Source organism: Acinetobacter sp. ESL0695, from assembly GCF_029392135.1.
Lineage (GTDB): Bacteria > Pseudomonadota > Gammaproteobacteria > Pseudomonadales > Moraxellaceae > Acinetobacter > Acinetobacter pollinis.
Genome location: NZ_CP113932.1, coordinates 2179534 through 2198604 on the forward strand (window position 1 = coordinate 2179534; position 19071 = coordinate 2198604).

Genomic DNA, 19071 nt, shown 5'->3' on the forward strand with positions numbered 1-19071 from the left:
ATAACTGACAAAATAGCATTGTATGAACATACATATCTTAGACTCAGATTATCGTTTTTTTAATACATAAAAAAGTATTTTTTCATATAATTCGAATCAAATTTCAAAAAATGACATGACCTATACTTATTCAACACGCTTTATATTTGATCAATACGTATAGTTTCGAATCTGACACGACCAGCACGAATCGCATTTGCAATGGCTTGCTGACCTTTACTTAAACGTGCTCTACCACTTTTAATATCAATCAATACAACCTCAATTTCATCAGCAGAAATTTCACCATCTCGAAATTCGCTATATCCATTAAATACTACATAGTCGATAGGGTCTCCTAAAAAACGAGCATCTGCAGGTAAATAATTAAATTGGGGAAATAAAGGTGCGAATTGTTCTGCCATTTTTCCTTTCAAAACTGCTCTACTGGTATTCACACTTTTTCTTCTTGCTTCCTCTAAGGCCTCTCGATGTTCAAGCTCAAGTTGGGCAATGTATTGTTCATACTCTGCTTGAATTTTTCCATTCCTAAAATTGGACAATAATAGTGTAGTCAGCACAACACCGATCAATCCTCCAATAAAGGCAGCAACCCAGATAGACATTTCTCAATTTTCCTGTTATCTCTAATATGAAGTAGTGTGCCGAATTTTTAACAAAGCAACAATGTCATCTTGGCAAGGTTCATAGGTTAAATATTCATGAAAAGAATGTTACAGTATTACAAATCAGAATATACGATATCTCATGAAAACTATTTTAGTTGCAAACCAGAAAGGCGGATGCGGAAAAACAAATACAGCGATTACCCTTGCGACGGCCCTTGCAGCCAAAGGTTATCAAGTTGCACTTGCCGATGCAGATACACAAAAATCAACGTTACAATGGCTTAAACAACGCCCAGCGTCAGCACATAAAATTCGTTCTCTCGATTGGAGAAATGAAAATTCAATTGGTGATGCACCCAAAGATTTAGAATATCTCATTATTGATGCGCCTGGAGCTGTCTCTGGTGAACATGCCGAGCAACTTATTAGTGAAAGTCATGCAATTATTACCCCTCTACAGCCTTCATTTTTTGATTTAAACAGTACCAAGAAATTTTTAAAGCGTTTACAAGATATTAAGCGTATTCGCAAAGGAAAAGTTGACATTATACTTGTTGCAAATCGTGTTAAATATCATAATATTCACTCTCCAGAAGTACTCGATTTTTTTAAAAAAGTTGAACATGAGCCCGTAGCATGGATTTCTGAACGCAGTGCTTATGGGCAACAAGCAATGCAAGGTTTAAGTATCTTTGATCATCAACAAAAACGTTTCATAGATATCCAAAAACAATGGCAACCTATCTTAGATCGTATTATCGAAGATGACACAACTTGGTTCTAAATTATATAAAGGGATGGATCTTAAATTGACTTGCGTTTGGAAAATAACTATACAGTATGTTTAAAGATTCTATCCCTCAAGTGGTACAGCGCAGTTTAATTTTTATTGTTCTACTTTTATTCATATACCTTAGTTTTTCTATTCTTAAATATTTTATTATTCCTATATTATGGGCAATAATTATTGCTTACATTACTTGGCCACTCTACCGTAAACTTCAGAAGAAAATCGGCTTACAGCATAAAATATTTAATGCATCTCTTATGCTTTTCCTATTTATGGCTGTAATTGGTTTACCCTTTTTATGTGCATTTTTGGTCTTACAACAAGAAGTACAAACCCTCTTTCATGAACTATACAAAGTTATATTTTTAGGCCCTGTTAGACTCCCCTCATCACTACAACATATTCCAATGGTCAGTGAATTTTTAGAAAAAATGATTTCTCGTATAAATGAAAACCCAGAACAATTTAGACAGAATCTGATCACTTGGTTTCAAACCCATTCCGATTATGGTCGCTCCATTTTAAATGAATTTACACAACGAGCATTTTATTTATTTTGCACACTTATCTCCCTCTTCTTCTTATACAAAGATGGAGATCAATTGCTGCAACACACTGAAATTATATTACATAACCTATTTTCTGACCGCTTTAAACCCTATTTAAGTGCCATCATGCAAACAACTCATGCAGTCGTTTATGGCATTGGATTTACTGCATTTATTCAATCTTTATTGGCAGGTCTAAGCTATGTCGTTGTTGGTATTCCCAATGCATTTCTTATGACATTACTTACTTTTATACTGGCTTTTATTCCGCTTGGCACACCTATATGTTATGGCAGTATTGCACTATGGTTAATATCGCAAAACCAAGCCACTTCAGCACTCATTATATTCTTATGGGGCTGTTTCATCGTAACCCCCTCTAGTAATATTATTCGTCCACTCTTTATTTCAAAAACGACCAATATTCCATTTTTAATCATTATGTTTGGTGTTATTGGAGGTATCACAAGTTTTGGGTTCCTTGGTATCATTTTAGGACCCGTGATTCTTGCTTTGCTACTCGCCATATGGAAAGAATGGCTTCAAAAATCGAATACATCTATGAATGAGAACTAACTTACATTTTTCTACGCATAACTGACTGTTCTACACCAATCATAATGTAAAAAATATCTACAATAATAAAAGGCCATATACATATGTTGAACCGATAAACAATCGATTATTTCATTCAGTGCAACAGTTTGTCTTAATTTAGCCTATTTAACAGACCTAATCAAAACGATAATCTAAGAATAAAACATAGGAGCAAAAATATGAAAGTTGCAATTATTGGCGCATCAGGTATGGCAGGTTCTCGCATTTTAAATGAACTTGTTTCACGTGGACATCAAGTCACTGCAATCGCAAGAAATACTGATAAAATTGAAAAAAATGATGCTGTTACCACCAAAGCAGTTGATATTAAAGATCGAGAAGTGCTTGCTGAAGCTCTAAAAGGCCACGATGCTGTAATTAGTGCTGTACGCTTTGCCGACTTAGATGGACTAGCACTTATTGATGCTGTAAGAAACTCTGGTGTAAAGCGTTATCTAGTGGTAGGTGGCGCAGGCAGTTTACTTTTACCTGATCAAACACGCCTTATTGATTCACCAGATTTTCCTCAAGAATACCGTAGTGAAGCAGAGCCAGGATGTGTTTTTCTAGATCAATTAAAAGAAGTTAAAGATTTAGATTGGACATTCGTATCACCATCTGCATTATTCCAACCTGGTGAGCGTACAGGTAAGTTTCGTATAGCAAAAGATACGCTTATTACCAATGAACAAGGTAGCCATATTTCTGCTGAAGACTATGCAATTGCCTTGGTCGATGCATTAGAAAAAAATCAATATATTCGTGAACGCTTTACCGTAGGTTACTAAATTAATCGTTGTATGGCACCATAAAAGAAACGGTATACCTAAGGTATGCCGTTTTTTATTTTAAGTTGACACATTTAAGATTGATGTATTGTATTGAATATTGATGCGATTATTCCGATGAAATTTACCAAATATATTCTCATGGGTGGCATGCTTTCATGTTTCTCGGCTCTAGTTGTTGCAATGCCTACGGCTCCCAATCGCTGTACGACACTTTTTGCACAAAATGGAGAAAGTACACAGCTCATTCAACAATCACTTGATCAATGTGAAAAAGGAAAGGCTGTTTATCTTGAGTCGAATAACAACCAACATTTTTTTATAAGTGGTCCAATTTCTATTCCTTCTGAGCGTGCATTAGTAATACAGTCAGGTGTTACTCTCAAAGCCATCAATCGTGCTTCTGCATTTGATTCAGGTAAATATACTTGTGGCACATTAGATAATCATGGAAATGGATGCCAACCTTTTATTACCTTTAATCATGTTAAACATAGTGGTTTGTATGGTTCAGGTACTATCGACGGTCAGGGCAATCTTCCTTTATTGGATCTAGCCAATACAACATGGTGGTCTTTGGCAAATGATGCTAAAGAGAAGAAGCTTAAACAAAATAATCCACGATTGATTCAAATAAATCATAGCCAAGATATTACTTTATCTAACATTCATCTTATAAATTCACCCAATTTTCACGTTGTATTTAAAGAAAGTGATGGTCTAATGGTTTGGGGTATACAGATTCAAACACCGAGCTATGCTAGAAATACAGATGGAATCGATCCAATTTCTTCAAAAAATGTCATAGTCGCTTATAGTCAGATTAGTACAGGTGACGACAATATTGCAATTAAAGCAAATACCCAAAGTGCCCAAAATATGTATTTCTTTCATAATATTTTTGGGACAGGACATGGCTTATCTATTGGTAGCGAAACAAACGGTGGCGTGTTTAATATAAAAGTGGATGACTTGGCAATGGATCATACAACCAATGGTCTTAGAATTAAAAGTGACCAATCTGCTGCTGGAGAAGTTGCCAATATTTCTTATAATCATGTACATATGCATGATGTAAAATATCCGATTGTTATTGATACCGTCTATGAAAATAAGTCTGGGCACAACCAAGCGAATTGGCACAATCTCACTTACAACGATATTACCGCAAATACGGGTACAGTACTTATTGATGGAAGTAATGCCCAAACACCCTTCAACTTAGATATGTCGCCAGTACGTTTCCCAGACAACATCATCTGGAAAATTATAAGTGCTCATGTAAAACATTAAAATATTTGACAGTACATCAAAAAAAGAACAATCTTTAGAAAAAATTAAAGGTGTTTTAACGTCTGTGAACAGCTTTCTAGAGAAATTAAATCAATATAAATCAAATGTTCTCTTTATTTATTGCCTACAAATTTTTATTGTATTTTCAGGCACATTACTTGGTTTATATTATATCGGTTGTACCGAATACATCGTTCCTGTTACGTTGGGCACGATTGCGGCCGCACTTACAGACTTTGACGATCGATTAAGCATTCGGTTACGTAATTTATTGTATGTATGCATTTTATTTTTTATTACAAGTACAATTTTAGAATTTCTTGCTCCCTATCCTCTTCTCTTTATTGTCTATCTCTCACTTTCTAGCGGATTCCTTATTCTTCTTGGAAGTTTGGGGCAACGTTACGCCGTCATTTCATTTGGTACAATACTCCTGTCTATCTACACGATGTTTGGCCTAGAAGATCATAACGTATGGTATTTTCAACCCATATGTTTTGTATTAGGTGCACTGTGGTATGGTATGACTTCTATTTTGTTTTACCTTCTTAAACCGACTCTTTTCGTTCAAGACAGTCTAGCGCAAACTTTCCTTTCAATTTCAGACCTCCTTACTCATAAATCTAAGCTGTTTGACCCAGACAATAATAAAGAACAAATTCATGATTTACTTCTAACGCTTTCAATTAAAAATGCAAATTTAGTACAACATTTGGATACAACCAAAAGCGCTTTACTTACTAGACTAAAAGCTTCCCGTGCAAATAAACACACTTTAAGCGCGTTGCATCTACACTTTTTTGCACAAGACATTCATGAGCAGGCTGCATCGAACTACCTAAGCTACGATCGCATTGGTATAAACTTTCACCGTAGCGATCTTATTTTTAGAATACAAAAAACAGTTCGCTTAACTTCCCAAGCTTGTGCAGATCTTGCAGAATCTATTTTGCACCACAGACCTTATAAAGTAAAAAAAGAACATACCATCGCACTGGCTCAACTTGAAAGTTCAATGCATGATTGGATTGAAGAAAATCCTAACAACCGCGAAGTGAAGAATCTCTGCCTCATTCTTAATAACTTAAAAAATATTTACGAACAGCTATTTCAGCTTACACTCACACAGCATAACGAGCATCAGCATACGACACATGCAGTTATTCAAGATAATACAAACTTATTAGACAATGATATTCAAGATTGGAATGATCTGGTTTTAAAATTCAAACAGCATTTAACCCCACAATCTGCATTATTCCGTCATGCTGTCAGAATTTCTTTTGTCTTTTGTATTGGTTATGGCATATCGCTGCTTCCATTCTTTAAAAATGGATACTGGATACTTTTAACGAGTCTTTTTGTCTGCCAAGTCAGTTACTTTGCAACGAAGAGCCGGTTAAAAATGCGTACATTGGGCACACTTCTTGGTGTCATCATTGGCGTACCAATCTTATACTTCATTCAAAACACAGAAAGTCAGCTCATGCTTACTGTCATCTGTGCAGTACTTTTTTTCTATCTTCGCGTAAAAAAATATGCCATGGCCACGCTCATGGCAACACTCATGGTATTGCTTATTTTTAGTCTTAAAGGCTCTGCTTATGAGATTATTCTACCAAGAATTATAGATACACTCATCGGCTGTTTTATTGCATGGTTTGCAGTTAGTTTTATTTGGCCAGACTGGCAATGCCGTAATATTTCTAAGAATATTATTAATAGTGACATCGCTACACTCGACTATTTTGACGAAATTACTTACCAATATGAATATGGTCGTGACAATGGTATGACTTATCGCACTGCACGGCGTTTTGCACACAATAGACAAACAGAGCTTGCAAATATGATTTCAAGCTTAAGTGCTGAACCGAATCCCGATAAAACACTTATTCATGATGCATTTCGTTACCTCGTACTCAGTCATAGTCAACTCAGTTATATATCAGCTTTAGGCGCACATCGACATACTGTTGATGACGAGAACATTTTGTCACTATTACAATGGTGTAGCCAAATATTAAGAGAGGTACTTATTGAGCAGTCACCTTTGTCTCAACAGAATATAGAATCTAAACTGTTAGAAATTGAAATACTTGCATCTCAGCAAAATTTATCTGCACAGTTACAACTCACCCTGAAACAAATCTCTTTGCTAATTGAAATGCTTCCTGAAATTAGTACACTCAAACATCAGCTTCTTTCACAAGAAATTAAATAAAAAAGAGGCGTATATACGCCTCTTTCTTTTTGCTCAAATACTGAAACTTTAATTATTTAGCTTCAGCCTCTGCTCTTAAACGCATACCCTTGAGTAAGGCACGGCGAGGGAACGTAAACCAAATAAGAATAATAACAATACTTGCAAGTAAGTAAGCTGCCATATGGAAATGACTATATAACGTACGCACAATTTCAATACCAACAAAGAAAGAGAGCATATTTAAAATAGACATCGCAGCTGCAACTGTTCCTTTTGGCATTTCTGAAGAAGAAAAAGCAAAACGAAAGACAACCGATACAGCAATTCCCTCACCAAAGCTTACTAGCGTTAAACCAATGAGCAGTAATGGTAAAGTTAACGATGGGATAACTAGACCCATTGCTGCAATAATTGCTCCTACCAACATAATTGGAAAACCAACTAAAATGGTCTTGCCTAATGCATAGCGATCAATCACTTTAATTAAAACGATATTACCTAAAATGAGACCACCAAAAATAGGTACTTGGAATAAACCATATTGCAAACTAGATAATCCAAGTTCGTTGACTAACATTACTGGAGAAATGGAAATCCATAACATCAGTGGTAAAACAACAAGTGGTAAAGCAATCGCTAGGCTTAAAAAATGACGATCTGAATAGACCTGTTTGAAATCACCGAATAAATTACGCATTGGTTTTTTTTCAGCAGGTGGCGCAATTTCTGGCATATATGCCTTTAAACCAAACCAACTGATCAAAGACATAAGCGCAATGAGAATAAAGCCCCAATGCCATGAAATATGGTCAATTAAGAAAGCGCCTAGAACGGGGCCTAATAATGGAGCGAGCAATGAGATATTGGTCATAATTGCCATAACTTTTACGGCATCACGCTCTTCAAATGACTCTTGTACCGCAGCATAACCCACTGCAGAAACAATCGTTAAACCTGAACCTTGTAAGAAACGCAAAATAAGAAACTGATACATATTTTGCGTGACTAAGATAATAAGGCAACATACTGTAAAAAATAATACGCCTGCCAATAAAACTTTCTTACGTCCATAACGATCTGACAATGGACCAAAGAGCCATGCAACCCCTGCACCACCCAACAGATAAAAAGACATTGCTGAAGGTGCCCATGTTGGACTAACACCAAAATATTGTGTAATTGGCAACATGGCAGGTTGAATTAAGTCATTACAAATGTAAGTCGCCAATTCAAAGAGAACAAGCGCTAGAGGGAACATTAGGGTCGCAAGACTTAATGTTTTTGCTTGAGAATTTTGCATTTTTTTCTAAAAAATAACGAGGCACAGCAAAAGCATCTTAAAACTGTCAGAGGGTGCCATTTGCTGAACGAAAGACTATGGGATTTCGCAAATCGCCCATACAGCACTAAATAAATTGAGATAAATGCGGCATCGAATTTGCTTTCTGTATATGAACCAAACAGTGACATTTTTTGATCAATTCAAGGAGCGCAACATTAGCATATTTTTAAATAAAGGTCGACTCATCTCACCTCACCCTTATCGGCATACATTGCAGCATTGGATAAACTCAGATCATACAAGATGCTATATTATTTAAGAACTCAGAATGAAGGCCGGATACTTTATGCAAAATATGTCTATACAAGAAAAGTTAAAACAACTCCGTCAGCAAATGCAGACACACCATATTAATGCCTATATTATTCTCAGTGCAGACCCACATATGTCTGAGTATCTCCCTGAACATTGGCAAAGTCGTGTCTGGCTCTCAGGTTTTACAGGCTCAGTGGGTACATTAGTGATTACACAAGAAGAAGCTGGCCTATGGGTAGATGGACGCTATTGGGTGCAGGCAGAACAACAACTTCGTCAAACAGAAATCAAATTAAAAAAACTTACTGCTGAACCAGATTCAACACATATTGCATGGCTTGTAGAGCATTTAAAACAAGATGATATTGTTGCAACAGATGGACGCACACTTTCATTAAACCAGTATCAACAACTTTCAGTAAAACTTGGCCATAAAAAGATTTCATGTCAGATAGCTAAAGATTTTATTTCACCTATTTGGAAAGATCGCCCGACATTACCTAAATTTCCTATTGATGAAATGCAATCAGGGCTAAATCATTTCACGCGTTTAGAAAAAATACAACAAGTGAGTCAGTATCTTACCCATGAACATATCGATGGGCATTTTATTTCAAGCCTTGATGACATTGCATGGCTATTAAACTGCCGCGGTCAGGATGTCGAATATAATCCTGTCTTTCTTGCTCACTTATATATCTCCAAATATGGTGAAACTACTTTATTTATTCATGAAGAGAAAATACCACAATCACTTAAAGAAGCTTTTTTAAAAGATAAAATTAATCTGCTTCCATACGAAGACAGTGGAAATTTTCTCGCACAGATAACCGATAAAAAAATACTCATTGATCCAAATAAAGTATCTATTTATCACGTTCAAGCCTTACCTCAAGCAACTCAAGTCATAGAGGAATTAAATCCGTCGACACGCTTTAAAGCAATAAAGTCACCTAGCGAGATTGAACATATTCGGCATGCGATGCTAAAAGATGGTATCGCCTTAAGTCATTTTTTTAGTTGGCTTGAACGTGCTATTAAAAATCGAGAAGTTATTTCTGAGCTTACAATTGACGAAAAAATTACTGCATATCGCGCAAAAGAAGAAGGTTTTATTGGCGCAAGCTTTGCCACGATTGCAGGGTTTAATGCCAATGGCGCCCTACCACACTATAGAGCAACAGAAGAACAATTCTCTTATATTCAAGGCAATGGTTTATTACTTATCGATTCAGGCGCACAGTATATAGATGGTACAACCGACATTACACGTGTTGTACCAGTTGGCACACCCACAGATGAACAAAAGCATGACTACACACTTGTTTTAAAAAGTCATATTGCTCTTGCACAAGCAATTTTTCCTGTCGGACTACCTGCACCACTATTAGATAGCATTGCAAGGCAACCTCTCTGGCAAGAAAAGCTTAATTTTAGACATGGTACAGGTCATGGCGTAGGCTTTGCACTCAATGTGCACGAAGGGCCTCATAGTATTTCTTATTATGCACCAGTAAACAAAAATACTGCGATGTTTGAAGGAATGATTACTTCAAATGAACCGGGTTTATATAGAGAAGGACTCTGGGGAATACGTATCGAAAACCTTATTGTAAATCAGTTGGTTCCACATGGAACACAAGAATACGGCGATTTTTTATATTTTGAGAATCTTACACTTTGCCCAATCAATACCACATGCATTCAACGAGATCTCTTAACCACTCAAGAAAAACAATGGCTCAATACATACCATGAACAGGTTCGCACGAAGCTTCTTCCACACCTGTCAGGTCATGCAAAAGATTGGCTCATTGAAAACACAGAAGCGATTTAGAACATAAAAAAGAGCGATATCACATCGCTCTTTTTTACTTAGATTTGGTTAGTCAAACAATTTACCTGGATTCATAATCGAATTTGGATCAAACACTTGTTTCAATGCTTTCATATATTCAATTTCTTCAGGACTTCTCGTCATTGCAAGATAAGGCTTTTTAGTCATACCTACGCCATGTTCTGCTGAAATAGAACCATCATATTTTTGAACTGTATTAAATACATGCTCATTTACGACCTTACATTTCGCAAAAAAGTCATCTTTATCTAAATTTTCAGGTTTTAAAATATTTAAGTGTAAATTACCATCACCAATATGCCCAAACCAACAAATCTCGAAATCTGGATAATTCTGCTCAACAATCTCTTCAATTTCTTTAATAAACGCAGGTACGTGCGTAATTAAGACAGAAATATCATTCTTGTATGGTGTAAATGGCGCAATAGACTCTGAAATATCTTCACGTAAACGCCATAAACTTTCAACCTGATCTAAACTCTGACTAAGCACACCATCAAGTACCCAGCCTTCTTCCATGCAGTGCTCAAAGATTTCCATGGCTGTGTCCATAATTGGCTCATATGGCGCTTCAAATTCAACTAGCACATAAAATGGACATTCGGTATCAAATGGACGCTGTACATGCCCATGATCAAGTACTTTTTGCATTGCAAGTTCGCCAAAAAACTCAAATGCCGTTAAATCAATTTTACTTTGAAACGCATGTAGAATTGGCATCACAGCATCAAAGTCTGGTACTCCCAATACCATCACTTGAAGGTCATGTGGTTTGCGCTCTAGCTTAATTTCAGCTTCAGTCACAATGCCTAAAGTGCCTTCACCACCAATAAATAAATGTTGTAGTGCATAGCCTGTGGCATTTTTAATCATGCCTTTGTTTAGACGAAGTATATCGCCCTTACCTGTAACAACAGTTAGGCCTAATACCCAATTGCGTGTCATACCATATTTAATAACTTTAATACCACCTGCGTTGGTTGCAATATTGCCTCCCATCTGACTTGAACCTGCAGATGCAAAATCAACTGGATAGTACATATCTTTAGATTCTGCATATTCTTGGAGTTGTTCAGTCACTACACCCGCTTGAATACGAACCATACGATCTGCTGGGAAAAAGTCTAAAACTTGATTCATTTTATCTAGACTTACAACAATCTCACCATTTGTTGCAACAGCACCTGCGGATAATCCTGTACGACCACCCGATGGCGTAATCGCAATTTGATGTGTATTCGCAAATTGAACAATTTGCTGTACCTGCTCTGTGGATGAAGGAAAAACAATCACGGATGGATTTGGTTCAAAATGCTTGGTGTAGTCCTTCCCCCAATGTTCCAAACTACTGGCATCTGTTTTCACTCGACTTTCACCGACAATTTCGGTCAATTGAGCTAATAATTGTGGCGATAACTGTGCTGCAATACTCATCTTGGCAAACCTAGCAAGAAATAAACAAGTTGTTGATCATTATGTTATCATACTGCAACCAATATTTGGCCTTTGTAGCGGAGCCGTAATGAGCCAACATCTATCTCTTGATAAAGATAAAATTCGTTTTTTACTCCTTGAAGGTGTACACCAAAATGCAATTAATACATTAAATGCAGCAGGTTACACGAATATTGAATATCACAAAACTGCATTAGAAGGCGAAGCTTTAAAAGAAGCTGTCAAAGATGCACACTTTATTGGTATTCGCTCCCGTACTCAATTAACGGAAGAAGTCTTTGAAGCAGCAAGCAAACTCATTGCTGTTGGATGTTTTTGTATTGGTACCAATCAGGTTGATTTAAAAGCAGCCATGTATCGTGGTATTCCTGTATTTAACGCACCATTTTCAAATACACGTTCGGTCGCAGAACTCGTTTTAGCTGAGACTATTCTTCTTCTTCGTGGTGTTCCAGAGAAGTCAACAACATGTCACCGTGGCGGATGGCAAAAAACAGCAGTGGGTTCATTTGAAACTCGTGGTAAGACATTGGGGATTGTCGGCTACGGTTCAATTGGCTCGCAACTTTCTGTGCTTGCAGAAAGCTTAGGTATGCAAGTCATCTACTTTGACACTGTTACTAAACTTCCTATGGGTAATGCACGCCAAGTCGGTTCATTAAATGAACTTCTTGAAACTGCAGATGTTGTTACATTACATGTGCCTGATGTGCCATCGACACGTAACTTCTTTACCAAAGCTCAGTTTGACAAGATGAAGCAAGGTTCTATCTTCTTAAATGCAGCACGCGGTACATGTGTTGTCATTGAAGATCTTGCAGATGCAATTAAATCTGGTCATTTGGCAGGTGCAGCAGTCGATGTATTCCCGAAAGAGCCTAAAGGTAACAACGAAGAGTTTCAATCTCCTCTACGCGGTTTAGACAACGTGATCTTAACACCACATGTGGGTGGTTCGACCATGGAAGCACAAGCAAATATTGGTCTTGAAGTTGCTGAAAAGTTTGTTGCATATTCAGACAAGGGTATGACACTTTCAGCGGTTAATTTCCCTGAAATTGCACTTCCATTGGCTGAAGGCAAACACCGTTTACTTCATATTCACAAGAATGTACCGGGTGTATTGTCAAAAATTAATACATTGTTCGCAGAACAGCATATTAATATTTCAAGCCAATCTCTAATGACCAAAGATGATGTTGGTTATCTTGTGATGGACGTAGATGCATCTACTTCAGCTGAAGCACTCGATATGCTTCATCAAGTTGAAGGTACAATTCGTATTCGTGTATTGTTCTAAGCACTATCTCTGCTTTAAAAAAGCCATAACTAAAAAGTTATGGCTTTTTATTTTAAATGATCTCAAAGGCCAACATGAAAGTCGAAAATCAAAATAATTATGGCTCTGCGATATTTTTACTGCTAATTGCAATTGTCAGTATTCAATGCAGTGGTTCACTCGCAAAAATCTTATTTCAAACACACGATGTACTTGTCGTTGCAACCCTTCGCTTAGGACTAGGCGGTATTATTCTAGCGATTATTGGTCGTCTATGGACAGTTCATTGGAAAAGTGTGCATTGGAAAACTGTTATGAGCTATGGCATCGCCTTAAGTGGTATGAATGCTTTGTTCTATATGTCACTAAAATATTTACCCTTAGGAATTGCTGTTTCTTTCGAGTTTATTGGCCCATTGGCAGTCGCATTGTTTCATGCAAAACAAAAATTTGACTTTATTTGGGTCGGTCTCGCTATTTTAGGTATGTGTCTGCTTTTCCCCTTTAACCAAAGTCAAGATTCTTTAAGCACGATCGGCATTGTATATGCTCTGGGTGCAGGCGCTTGTTGGGCAGGTTATATTCTGTCTGGTCAAAAGAATGCAGGTATTTCAGGAATTCATACCGCTTGCCTAGGTATGCTGATTGGTACAACCATGGTATTTCCATTTGCACTTTACCAAGGTACTTTTACACATGCTTTTGAACCCAATGCTCTGGTTTATTTTGTTTTACTTGCAATTTTAGCCAGTGCCTTGCCTTATACCCTTGAAATTATTGTACTTAAGCGTATACCACCTTTAGTTTTTGGTACACTGACCAGTCTAGATCCTGCTATTGCTGCTATTTCAGGATTTATTTTTCTACATGAACAATTACTTATTTATCAATGGCTTGCATTATTTACAATTATTATTGCATCCATTGGCTGTACTTGTTCAACACATTTTGCCAAACTAAATTTAGAAAGAAAAATGCGTAAAAAACAGAAACAGCTTGAAAAAGAATTTCAATCTCATAAAAATAAAGGATCTTAAAAGATCCTTTGCTTCCTACCCTTTAATCATTTGATAACCAATACGTACAATTAGAACAGACACCAAAACTAAAAATATTTTTCTGACAAAACCACTGCCATATTTTAATGCAACTTTTACACCTACAATAGAGCCAATGACGTTTGCAACAGCCATCATTAATCCAATCCCAATAATTGCATGCCCAGTAGGAATAAAAAAACTCAACGCTGCAAAATTGGTCATGAAATTTCCAATTTTAGATAAGGCAGATGCGTGAACAAAGTCTACCCCCAGAAAGCGAATGAAAAAGAAAATAAAAAAGCTACCTGTACCGGGGCCAAATAAACCATCATAAAACCCGATAATTAAGCTTCCAATAGCAGCATAAATAAGTACTTTCTTAGTAATCTTAAGCTGAAACTTACTTTGTCCAAAATCTTTTTTAATAAACGTATAAACGGCAATAATGATAAGTAATATAAATACAAGCGGTCTCAAAACCGACTGTGGAATAAGCGATAAACATGCAGCACCAGCAAAAGCACTCACTAACGCACAAATTGCAATTACGGCCAGTAACTTCCATTCTAACTTTACTTTCTTACCAAAAGTATATGCTGCTGATGCTGTCCCAAAAATTGATGAAAGCTTATTAGTACCAATTACTGTCGCAGGTTGCATCTGAGGGAATGTACTCATTAAACCCGGAATCTGAACAAGACCACCACCTCCAACCGCTGCATCAATTGCACCTGCAGTAAAAGCAAATCCAATCAATGTAATTGCCGTTAATACATCCATGACATGGTCTCACTTTTAAAGTTTATGTAGGTTTAAAACACGTTTGGGTACAAGACGCTTCTTATCTGTAATCTCGGCAAGACCTAAACAAAGATCACCATCAAATACCAATACTTGTTGCTCCTCAGAATGATCAATATTACTTTCCAATCCATTAGAAAAATATTTTGCTCGCCCTTCAGGAACTTGGACTTGCGTAAAGTGTTCAACAGGTGCAAATGGAGGAAGTAATAAAGCCTCCCGTTCTAATTCAGTTAAACTTTCTAAATACTCAATGGTATATTCTGGAATTAAATTAAAGTGTCCTGTGCCAACACGATGTAATGCTGAAAGATGTCCGCCACAGCCCAAAGCTGAACCGATATCTTCACCCAATACACGAATGTATGTTCCTTTTGAACAAGTTACATCTAATGTCAAAGTTTCATCTGTAAATGAAACAAGTGTTAAGTCAAATATAGTAATTGGCCTAGCTTCACGCTCTATTTCTATGCCTTGTCGGGCAAGCTCATATAAAGGCTTCCCTTGTTTCTTTAGCGCAGAGTACATTGGAGGGATCTGTTGAATATCACCCCGAAACTTTTGAAGAACTTGTTCTATTTTTTCTTTCGTCAGATGAGGAATCGGATGCTGTTCTAAAACATCACCTTCAACATCACCCGTTGTTGTAGTTACTCCAAGCTTAACCGTGGTTTCATACCGTTTTACCGAATCTAGAAGATAATGAGAAAACTTAGTCGCCTCTCCTAAACAAATTGGCAATAGACCTGTTGCTAAAGGGTCTAATGCGCCCGTATGACCTGCTTTTTCAGCACGAAACAACCATCTTACTTTCTGTAATGCACCATTTGAGCTCAAATGTAAGGGTTTATTTAGTAAAAAAACACCATGGATATGACGACGCTGAATTTTCTTCTTCTGAACTGACATATTTTGATACAACAACGAAAAGACAGACTATCTTAACAAACCTCTTTTAGATCATCAGCACAATTATCTATTTTTATAATTTTCTATTTTTATAATCATTATTTTATTATAAAAAAATGCGCCATATTGGCGCATTTTTTAAGCTCAAGTAAAGATTACGCTTTACGAGCAGGTAGCTTCTCACGAATACGTGCAGCTTTACCAGAAAGTTCACGTAGGTAATAAAGCTTAGCACGACGTACATCACCACGACGTTTAACTTCGATTTTAGCAACGATTGGTGAATGTGTTTGGAATACACGTTCAACACCAACACCGCTTGAGATTTTGCGTACAGTGAATGCAGAGTTCAAACCACGGTTTTTCTTCGCGATTACAACACCTTCAAATGCCTGAAGACGTTCACGCTCACCTTCTTTTACTTTTACTTGAACTACAACAGTATCACCTGGTGCAAAAGCAGGAATATCTGATTTTAACTGTGCGTTTTCAACAGCTTGAACTAAAGGATGTTTACCACTCATTGTGGGAATCTCCAATAATGCGGTTAAGACCTAATCTTACGACCGCTGGGGATAGAGGCTTTCACGCATATCAACCCGGTTATCTTCCCCTCTATTGTTATTTAACAATAAAGAGCCTATTTCAAATCGCTTAAACAACTTAAGCTTTTAAATCTTTTAGCCACTTCTTTTGTTGTGGACTCAACTCAACTTTTTCGACCAACTCAGGGCGACGATCCAGTGTGCGTTGATATCTTTGCAAAAAGCGCCACTTTTCAATATTGCCATGATGCCCTGATTTTAATACATCAGGTACAGACAATCCCTCAAAGTGATTGGGCTTTGTATATTGTGGGCAATCTAGAAGACCATCCACAAAAGAGTCCTGCACCGCAGATTGTTCGTCAGACATTGTATTCGGTAATCTTCGAATTAATGTATCTAACAACACCATCGCAGGGAGTTCACCACCAGAGAGAACATAATCACCAATAGACCATTCCTGATCGACATATTGCTGAATAAGACGCTCATCAATGCCTTCATAACGACCACACAGTACAATCATACCGTCATAACTTATGAGGCTGTGTACCTTGTCTTCATGAAGTGTTTTTCCTTGTGGCGACATATAAACCACAGGAACACGTGTACATCCTGCTTGCGAAGCAAGTTGTTTTGCATGATGAATTGCTTTTGCCAAAGGCGCTGCCATCATCACCATACCAGGACCACCACCAAATGGACGTTCATCCACTCTTTTATAGTTGCCCTCAGCAAAATCACGAGGATTAATGCAATGGACTTGCACAATATCGTTTTTTACTGCACGCCCGCTAATTCCGTAGGCTGTAATCGCTTCAAACATCTCAGGAAAAAGCGTAATGACTGCAAAAAACACACAGACTCTCCTCTATTTCCTGCTGTGTCTTATCCCACAAAGTGGATTAATAATCTATGCCCCAGTTGACATAAATGCGACCAGCTTCAAGATCAACGTCTTGTACAACATCTTTATGCCACGGAATCATTCGCTCTTCAGAGTCAATGCTGTCAGGTGTGGCGCGAACCACCATTACATCATTTGCTCCTGTTTCAAACAGTTCATAAATTTGACCAAGATTTACATCTTGCTCTTCTTCATTCAGACTCATTACAGTTAGACCTTTAAGGTCAGACCAGTAATATTCATCTACACCTGCTTTCGGAAGTTGCGACTTTGAGATCCAGATATCGGCACCTACCAAGCTTTCCGCTAATGTGCGATCACTCACATCCTTTAGCGCAACAACTAGGCCTTTACCGTGTGGCTTCCAACGTTTTACACTTGCTGTTTGCCATCCCGTTTTGGTTTTTATAAACCAAGGAAGATAGTCAAATATGTTGCTCATGGGTTCTGTATTTGAATACACCCATAGCCACCCATTAAGTCCATATGCTGAACGTAACTGTCCAATCTGAATACGATCTTCGGGTACATTCTGAGTTGGTTTCATGGGCTATACCTACTACAGATTATGCAGCAGTTGCAGCTTTTTTAGCTTGATTAGCTAATGCAGCAACACGTTCAGATGGCTGAGCGCCTTGAGCAACCCAGTGTGCATAGCGATCAACGTCTAGGCGAAGTTTTTCCGCTTGACCTTGAGCAGTTGGGTTGAAGAAACCAATACGTTCGATGAAACGACCGTCACGTGCATTGCGGCTATCTGCAATAACAACTTGATAGAACGGACGTTTTTTAGCACCACCGCGTGCTAGACGAATTACGACCATGTTAATACTCTCACATGTTAAGAAAACTCTTTAGATTCGGCTGAACCTAAAAAGGCGAACATTTTACGATATATTCGCCCGAAGGGAAAGGTCAATTTTTGAGTTATTCACAAATTTGAATTTATTTCTCAATCATTCCATGTCGATGTTGCACTTAAAGTGCATACATTTTGTCCTTTTGACCAAAATCTTTGACCATCTTGGTTCAGACAAACAACACCATCGCCATTTTGTCTACCAGCAACTGGTGTTGCGGTTAATGTATATCCACGATTATCTGTATTTAGCGCAAGTGTAATTGCATAGTTGGCTGTGCCTTGAGCAGGATAATTCGAAGTACCACCGATATTCGCTAAAGTCGCATTACGGTAAGTATGGTTAATTACACGATATTCTTGCAATCTGGTTGAAAGTCGCATGAGTTCACTTTGCACATCAACACGGTTAGTTTTCACAATATGCTGTGTATATAGTGGATATGCAATAGCCGCTAATATCGCAATAATAGCGACTACTATCATCATTTCCATGAAAGTAAAACCTTGAGAACTTTTCATTACCACCCCTGAGTGCCGGTACCACATGTATTAAATGTGACATTAGATGCTGCTTGGTTTTTACAACGTAATCCTTGGCTTGTTAAAAGCAAAGTAAAGTTTTGAGGATCAGTAGTTTGTGCACGTATTGCCCAAGTTTGACCTGGGCTGTTGTCATTATTCAAAGGCACAGCATTTGAGGTACTACTTCCATCAACGACTTGTACGGTATAACCATTTTGTAGAGTTACTGTATTTGTACTTTGATTGGTTCCATCTAGAGAAAAAAGTTTATAAGTGAAATTACGTGCCTTGTGACGCTCTAGAAGTACGGAGATTCTCTGCATTTCTTGAATTGCTTGACCTTCGTTATTACGCCTCATATAACTCTGATAGCTTGGAATAGCAATTGCTGCAAAAATTGCAACAATTACTACAACTACCATCAGCTCTAGAAGAGTAAAGCCATTTTGTTTCATGATTTATAGCC

The 19071-nt window shown here is 37.4% G+C and carries 19 protein-coding genes; 8 read left to right on the forward strand and 11 right to left on the reverse strand.

Translation table 11 applies throughout. The annotated features are described in order from the left end of the window. Window positions 1-140 precede the first annotated feature (140 nt). Window positions 141-605, reverse strand: coding sequence for a Holliday junction resolvase-like protein (locus OZX61_RS10485; protein WP_277094745.1), 465 nt, complete (start codon window positions 603-605; stop codon window positions 141-143). A 142-nt stretch (window positions 606-747) separates the two neighbouring features. Here OZX61_RS10485 and OZX61_RS10490 point away from each other — a divergent pair, with 142 nt between their 5' ends. From OZX61_RS10490 to yccS, 5 genes are all read left to right on the forward strand, one after another. Then, window positions 748-1392 carry a ParA family protein gene (locus tag OZX61_RS10490; RefSeq protein ID WP_195770938.1) on the forward strand — a complete coding sequence of 215 codons (645 nt, stop codon included), beginning with the start codon at window positions 748-750 and terminating at the stop codon, window positions 1390-1392. A gap of 56 nt (window positions 1393-1448) precedes the next feature. Next, window positions 1449-2522 carry an AI-2E family transporter gene (locus tag OZX61_RS10495; protein WP_277094746.1) on the forward strand — a complete coding sequence of 358 codons (1074 nt, stop codon included), beginning with the start codon at window positions 1449-1451 and terminating at the stop codon, window positions 2520-2522. A 200-nt stretch (window positions 2523-2722) separates the two neighbouring features. Then, window positions 2723-3331, forward strand: coding sequence for an NAD(P)-dependent oxidoreductase (locus OZX61_RS10500; protein ID WP_277094747.1), 609 nt, complete (start codon window positions 2723-2725; stop codon window positions 3329-3331). Between the two features lie 117 nt (window positions 3332-3448). Continuing rightward, window positions 3449-4624, forward strand: a complete 1176-nt coding sequence (locus OZX61_RS10505; RefSeq protein ID WP_277094748.1) for a glycosyl hydrolase family 28 protein — start codon at window positions 3449-3451, stop codon at window positions 4622-4624. A 64-nt stretch (window positions 4625-4688) separates the two neighbouring features. Continuing rightward, window positions 4689-6848: a YccS family putative transporter gene (gene yccS / locus OZX61_RS10510; RefSeq protein ID WP_277094749.1), complete on the forward strand. Its 2160-nt coding sequence runs from the start codon at window positions 4689-4691 to the stop codon at window positions 6846-6848. Window positions 6849-6900: 52 nt separating this feature from the next. Here the strand turns inward: yccS and OZX61_RS10515 are convergent, their stop codons facing one another. Then, window positions 6901-8130 (reverse strand): MFS transporter, encoded by a 1230-nt coding sequence (locus tag OZX61_RS10515; RefSeq protein ID WP_195770933.1) that lies wholly within the window; start codon window positions 8128-8130, stop codon window positions 6901-6903. Between the two features lie 328 nt (window positions 8131-8458). On the opposite strand from OZX61_RS10515, the gene OZX61_RS10520 reads away from it, so the two are divergent. Then, on the forward strand, window positions 8459-10264 hold the full coding sequence (locus tag OZX61_RS10520) for an aminopeptidase P family protein (RefSeq protein ID WP_277094750.1): 1806 nt from the start codon (window positions 8459-8461) through the stop codon (window positions 10262-10264). A gap of 48 nt (window positions 10265-10312) precedes the next feature. Here OZX61_RS10520 and OZX61_RS10525 read toward each other — a convergent pair whose 3' ends face one another. Further along, window positions 10313-11719: an FAD-binding oxidoreductase gene (locus tag OZX61_RS10525; RefSeq protein WP_277094751.1), complete on the reverse strand. Its 1407-nt coding sequence runs from the start codon at window positions 11717-11719 to the stop codon at window positions 10313-10315. A gap of 88 nt (window positions 11720-11807) precedes the next feature. On the opposite strand from OZX61_RS10525, the gene serA reads away from it, so the two are divergent. Together serA and OZX61_RS10535 are read left to right on the forward strand one after the other, a co-directional pair. Continuing rightward, on the forward strand, window positions 11808-13040 hold the full coding sequence (gene serA / locus OZX61_RS10530; protein WP_277094752.1) for a phosphoglycerate dehydrogenase: 1233 nt from the start codon (window positions 11808-11810) through the stop codon (window positions 13038-13040). A 74-nt stretch (window positions 13041-13114) separates the two neighbouring features. After that, entirely contained in the window at window positions 13115-14056 is a 942-nt protein-coding gene (locus OZX61_RS10535) for an EamA family transporter (RefSeq protein WP_277094753.1), read from the forward strand. A gap of 15 nt (window positions 14057-14071) precedes the next feature. Here OZX61_RS10535 and OZX61_RS10540 read toward each other — a convergent pair whose 3' ends face one another. From OZX61_RS10540 to OZX61_RS10575, 8 genes are all read right to left on the reverse strand, one after another. Continuing rightward, window positions 14072-14839: a TSUP family transporter gene (locus OZX61_RS10540; protein WP_277094754.1), complete on the reverse strand. Its 768-nt coding sequence runs from the start codon at window positions 14837-14839 to the stop codon at window positions 14072-14074. 15 nt (window positions 14840-14854) lie between these two features. Further along, on the reverse strand, window positions 14855-15769 hold the full coding sequence (gene truB, locus OZX61_RS10545) for a tRNA pseudouridine(55) synthase TruB (protein WP_277094755.1): 915 nt from the start codon (window positions 15767-15769) through the stop codon (window positions 14855-14857). A 155-nt stretch (window positions 15770-15924) separates the two neighbouring features. Further along, the gene (gene rplS / locus OZX61_RS10550; protein WP_195770926.1) at window positions 15925-16293 is read right to left on the reverse strand and encodes a 50S ribosomal protein L19; all 369 of its coding nucleotides are present in this window, start codon (window positions 16291-16293) and stop codon (window positions 15925-15927) included. A 139-nt stretch (window positions 16294-16432) separates the two neighbouring features. Next, window positions 16433-17173 carry a tRNA (guanosine(37)-N1)-methyltransferase TrmD gene (trmD, locus tag OZX61_RS10555; protein WP_277094756.1) on the reverse strand — a complete coding sequence of 247 codons (741 nt, stop codon included), beginning with the start codon at window positions 17171-17173 and terminating at the stop codon, window positions 16433-16435. A 46-nt stretch (window positions 17174-17219) separates the two neighbouring features. Then, entirely contained in the window at window positions 17220-17768 is a 549-nt protein-coding gene (gene rimM / locus OZX61_RS10560) for a ribosome maturation factor RimM (RefSeq protein WP_195770924.1), read from the reverse strand. Between the two features lie 19 nt (window positions 17769-17787). Beyond that, window positions 17788-18045, reverse strand: coding sequence for a 30S ribosomal protein S16 (gene rpsP / locus OZX61_RS10565; RefSeq protein ID WP_277094757.1), 258 nt, complete (start codon window positions 18043-18045; stop codon window positions 17788-17790). Window positions 18046-18173: 128 nt separating this feature from the next. Further along, window positions 18174-18602: a type IV pilin protein gene (locus OZX61_RS10570; RefSeq protein ID WP_277094758.1), complete on the reverse strand. Its 429-nt coding sequence runs from the start codon at window positions 18600-18602 to the stop codon at window positions 18174-18176. Next, complete coding sequence (locus OZX61_RS10575; protein ID WP_213014634.1) at window positions 18602-19060, reverse strand: prepilin-type N-terminal cleavage/methylation domain-containing protein; 459 nt, start codon at window positions 19058-19060, stop codon at window positions 18602-18604. Before OZX61_RS10575 ends, OZX61_RS10570 begins: the two co-directional genes overlap by 1 nt. Window positions 19061-19071 lie beyond the last annotated feature (11 nt).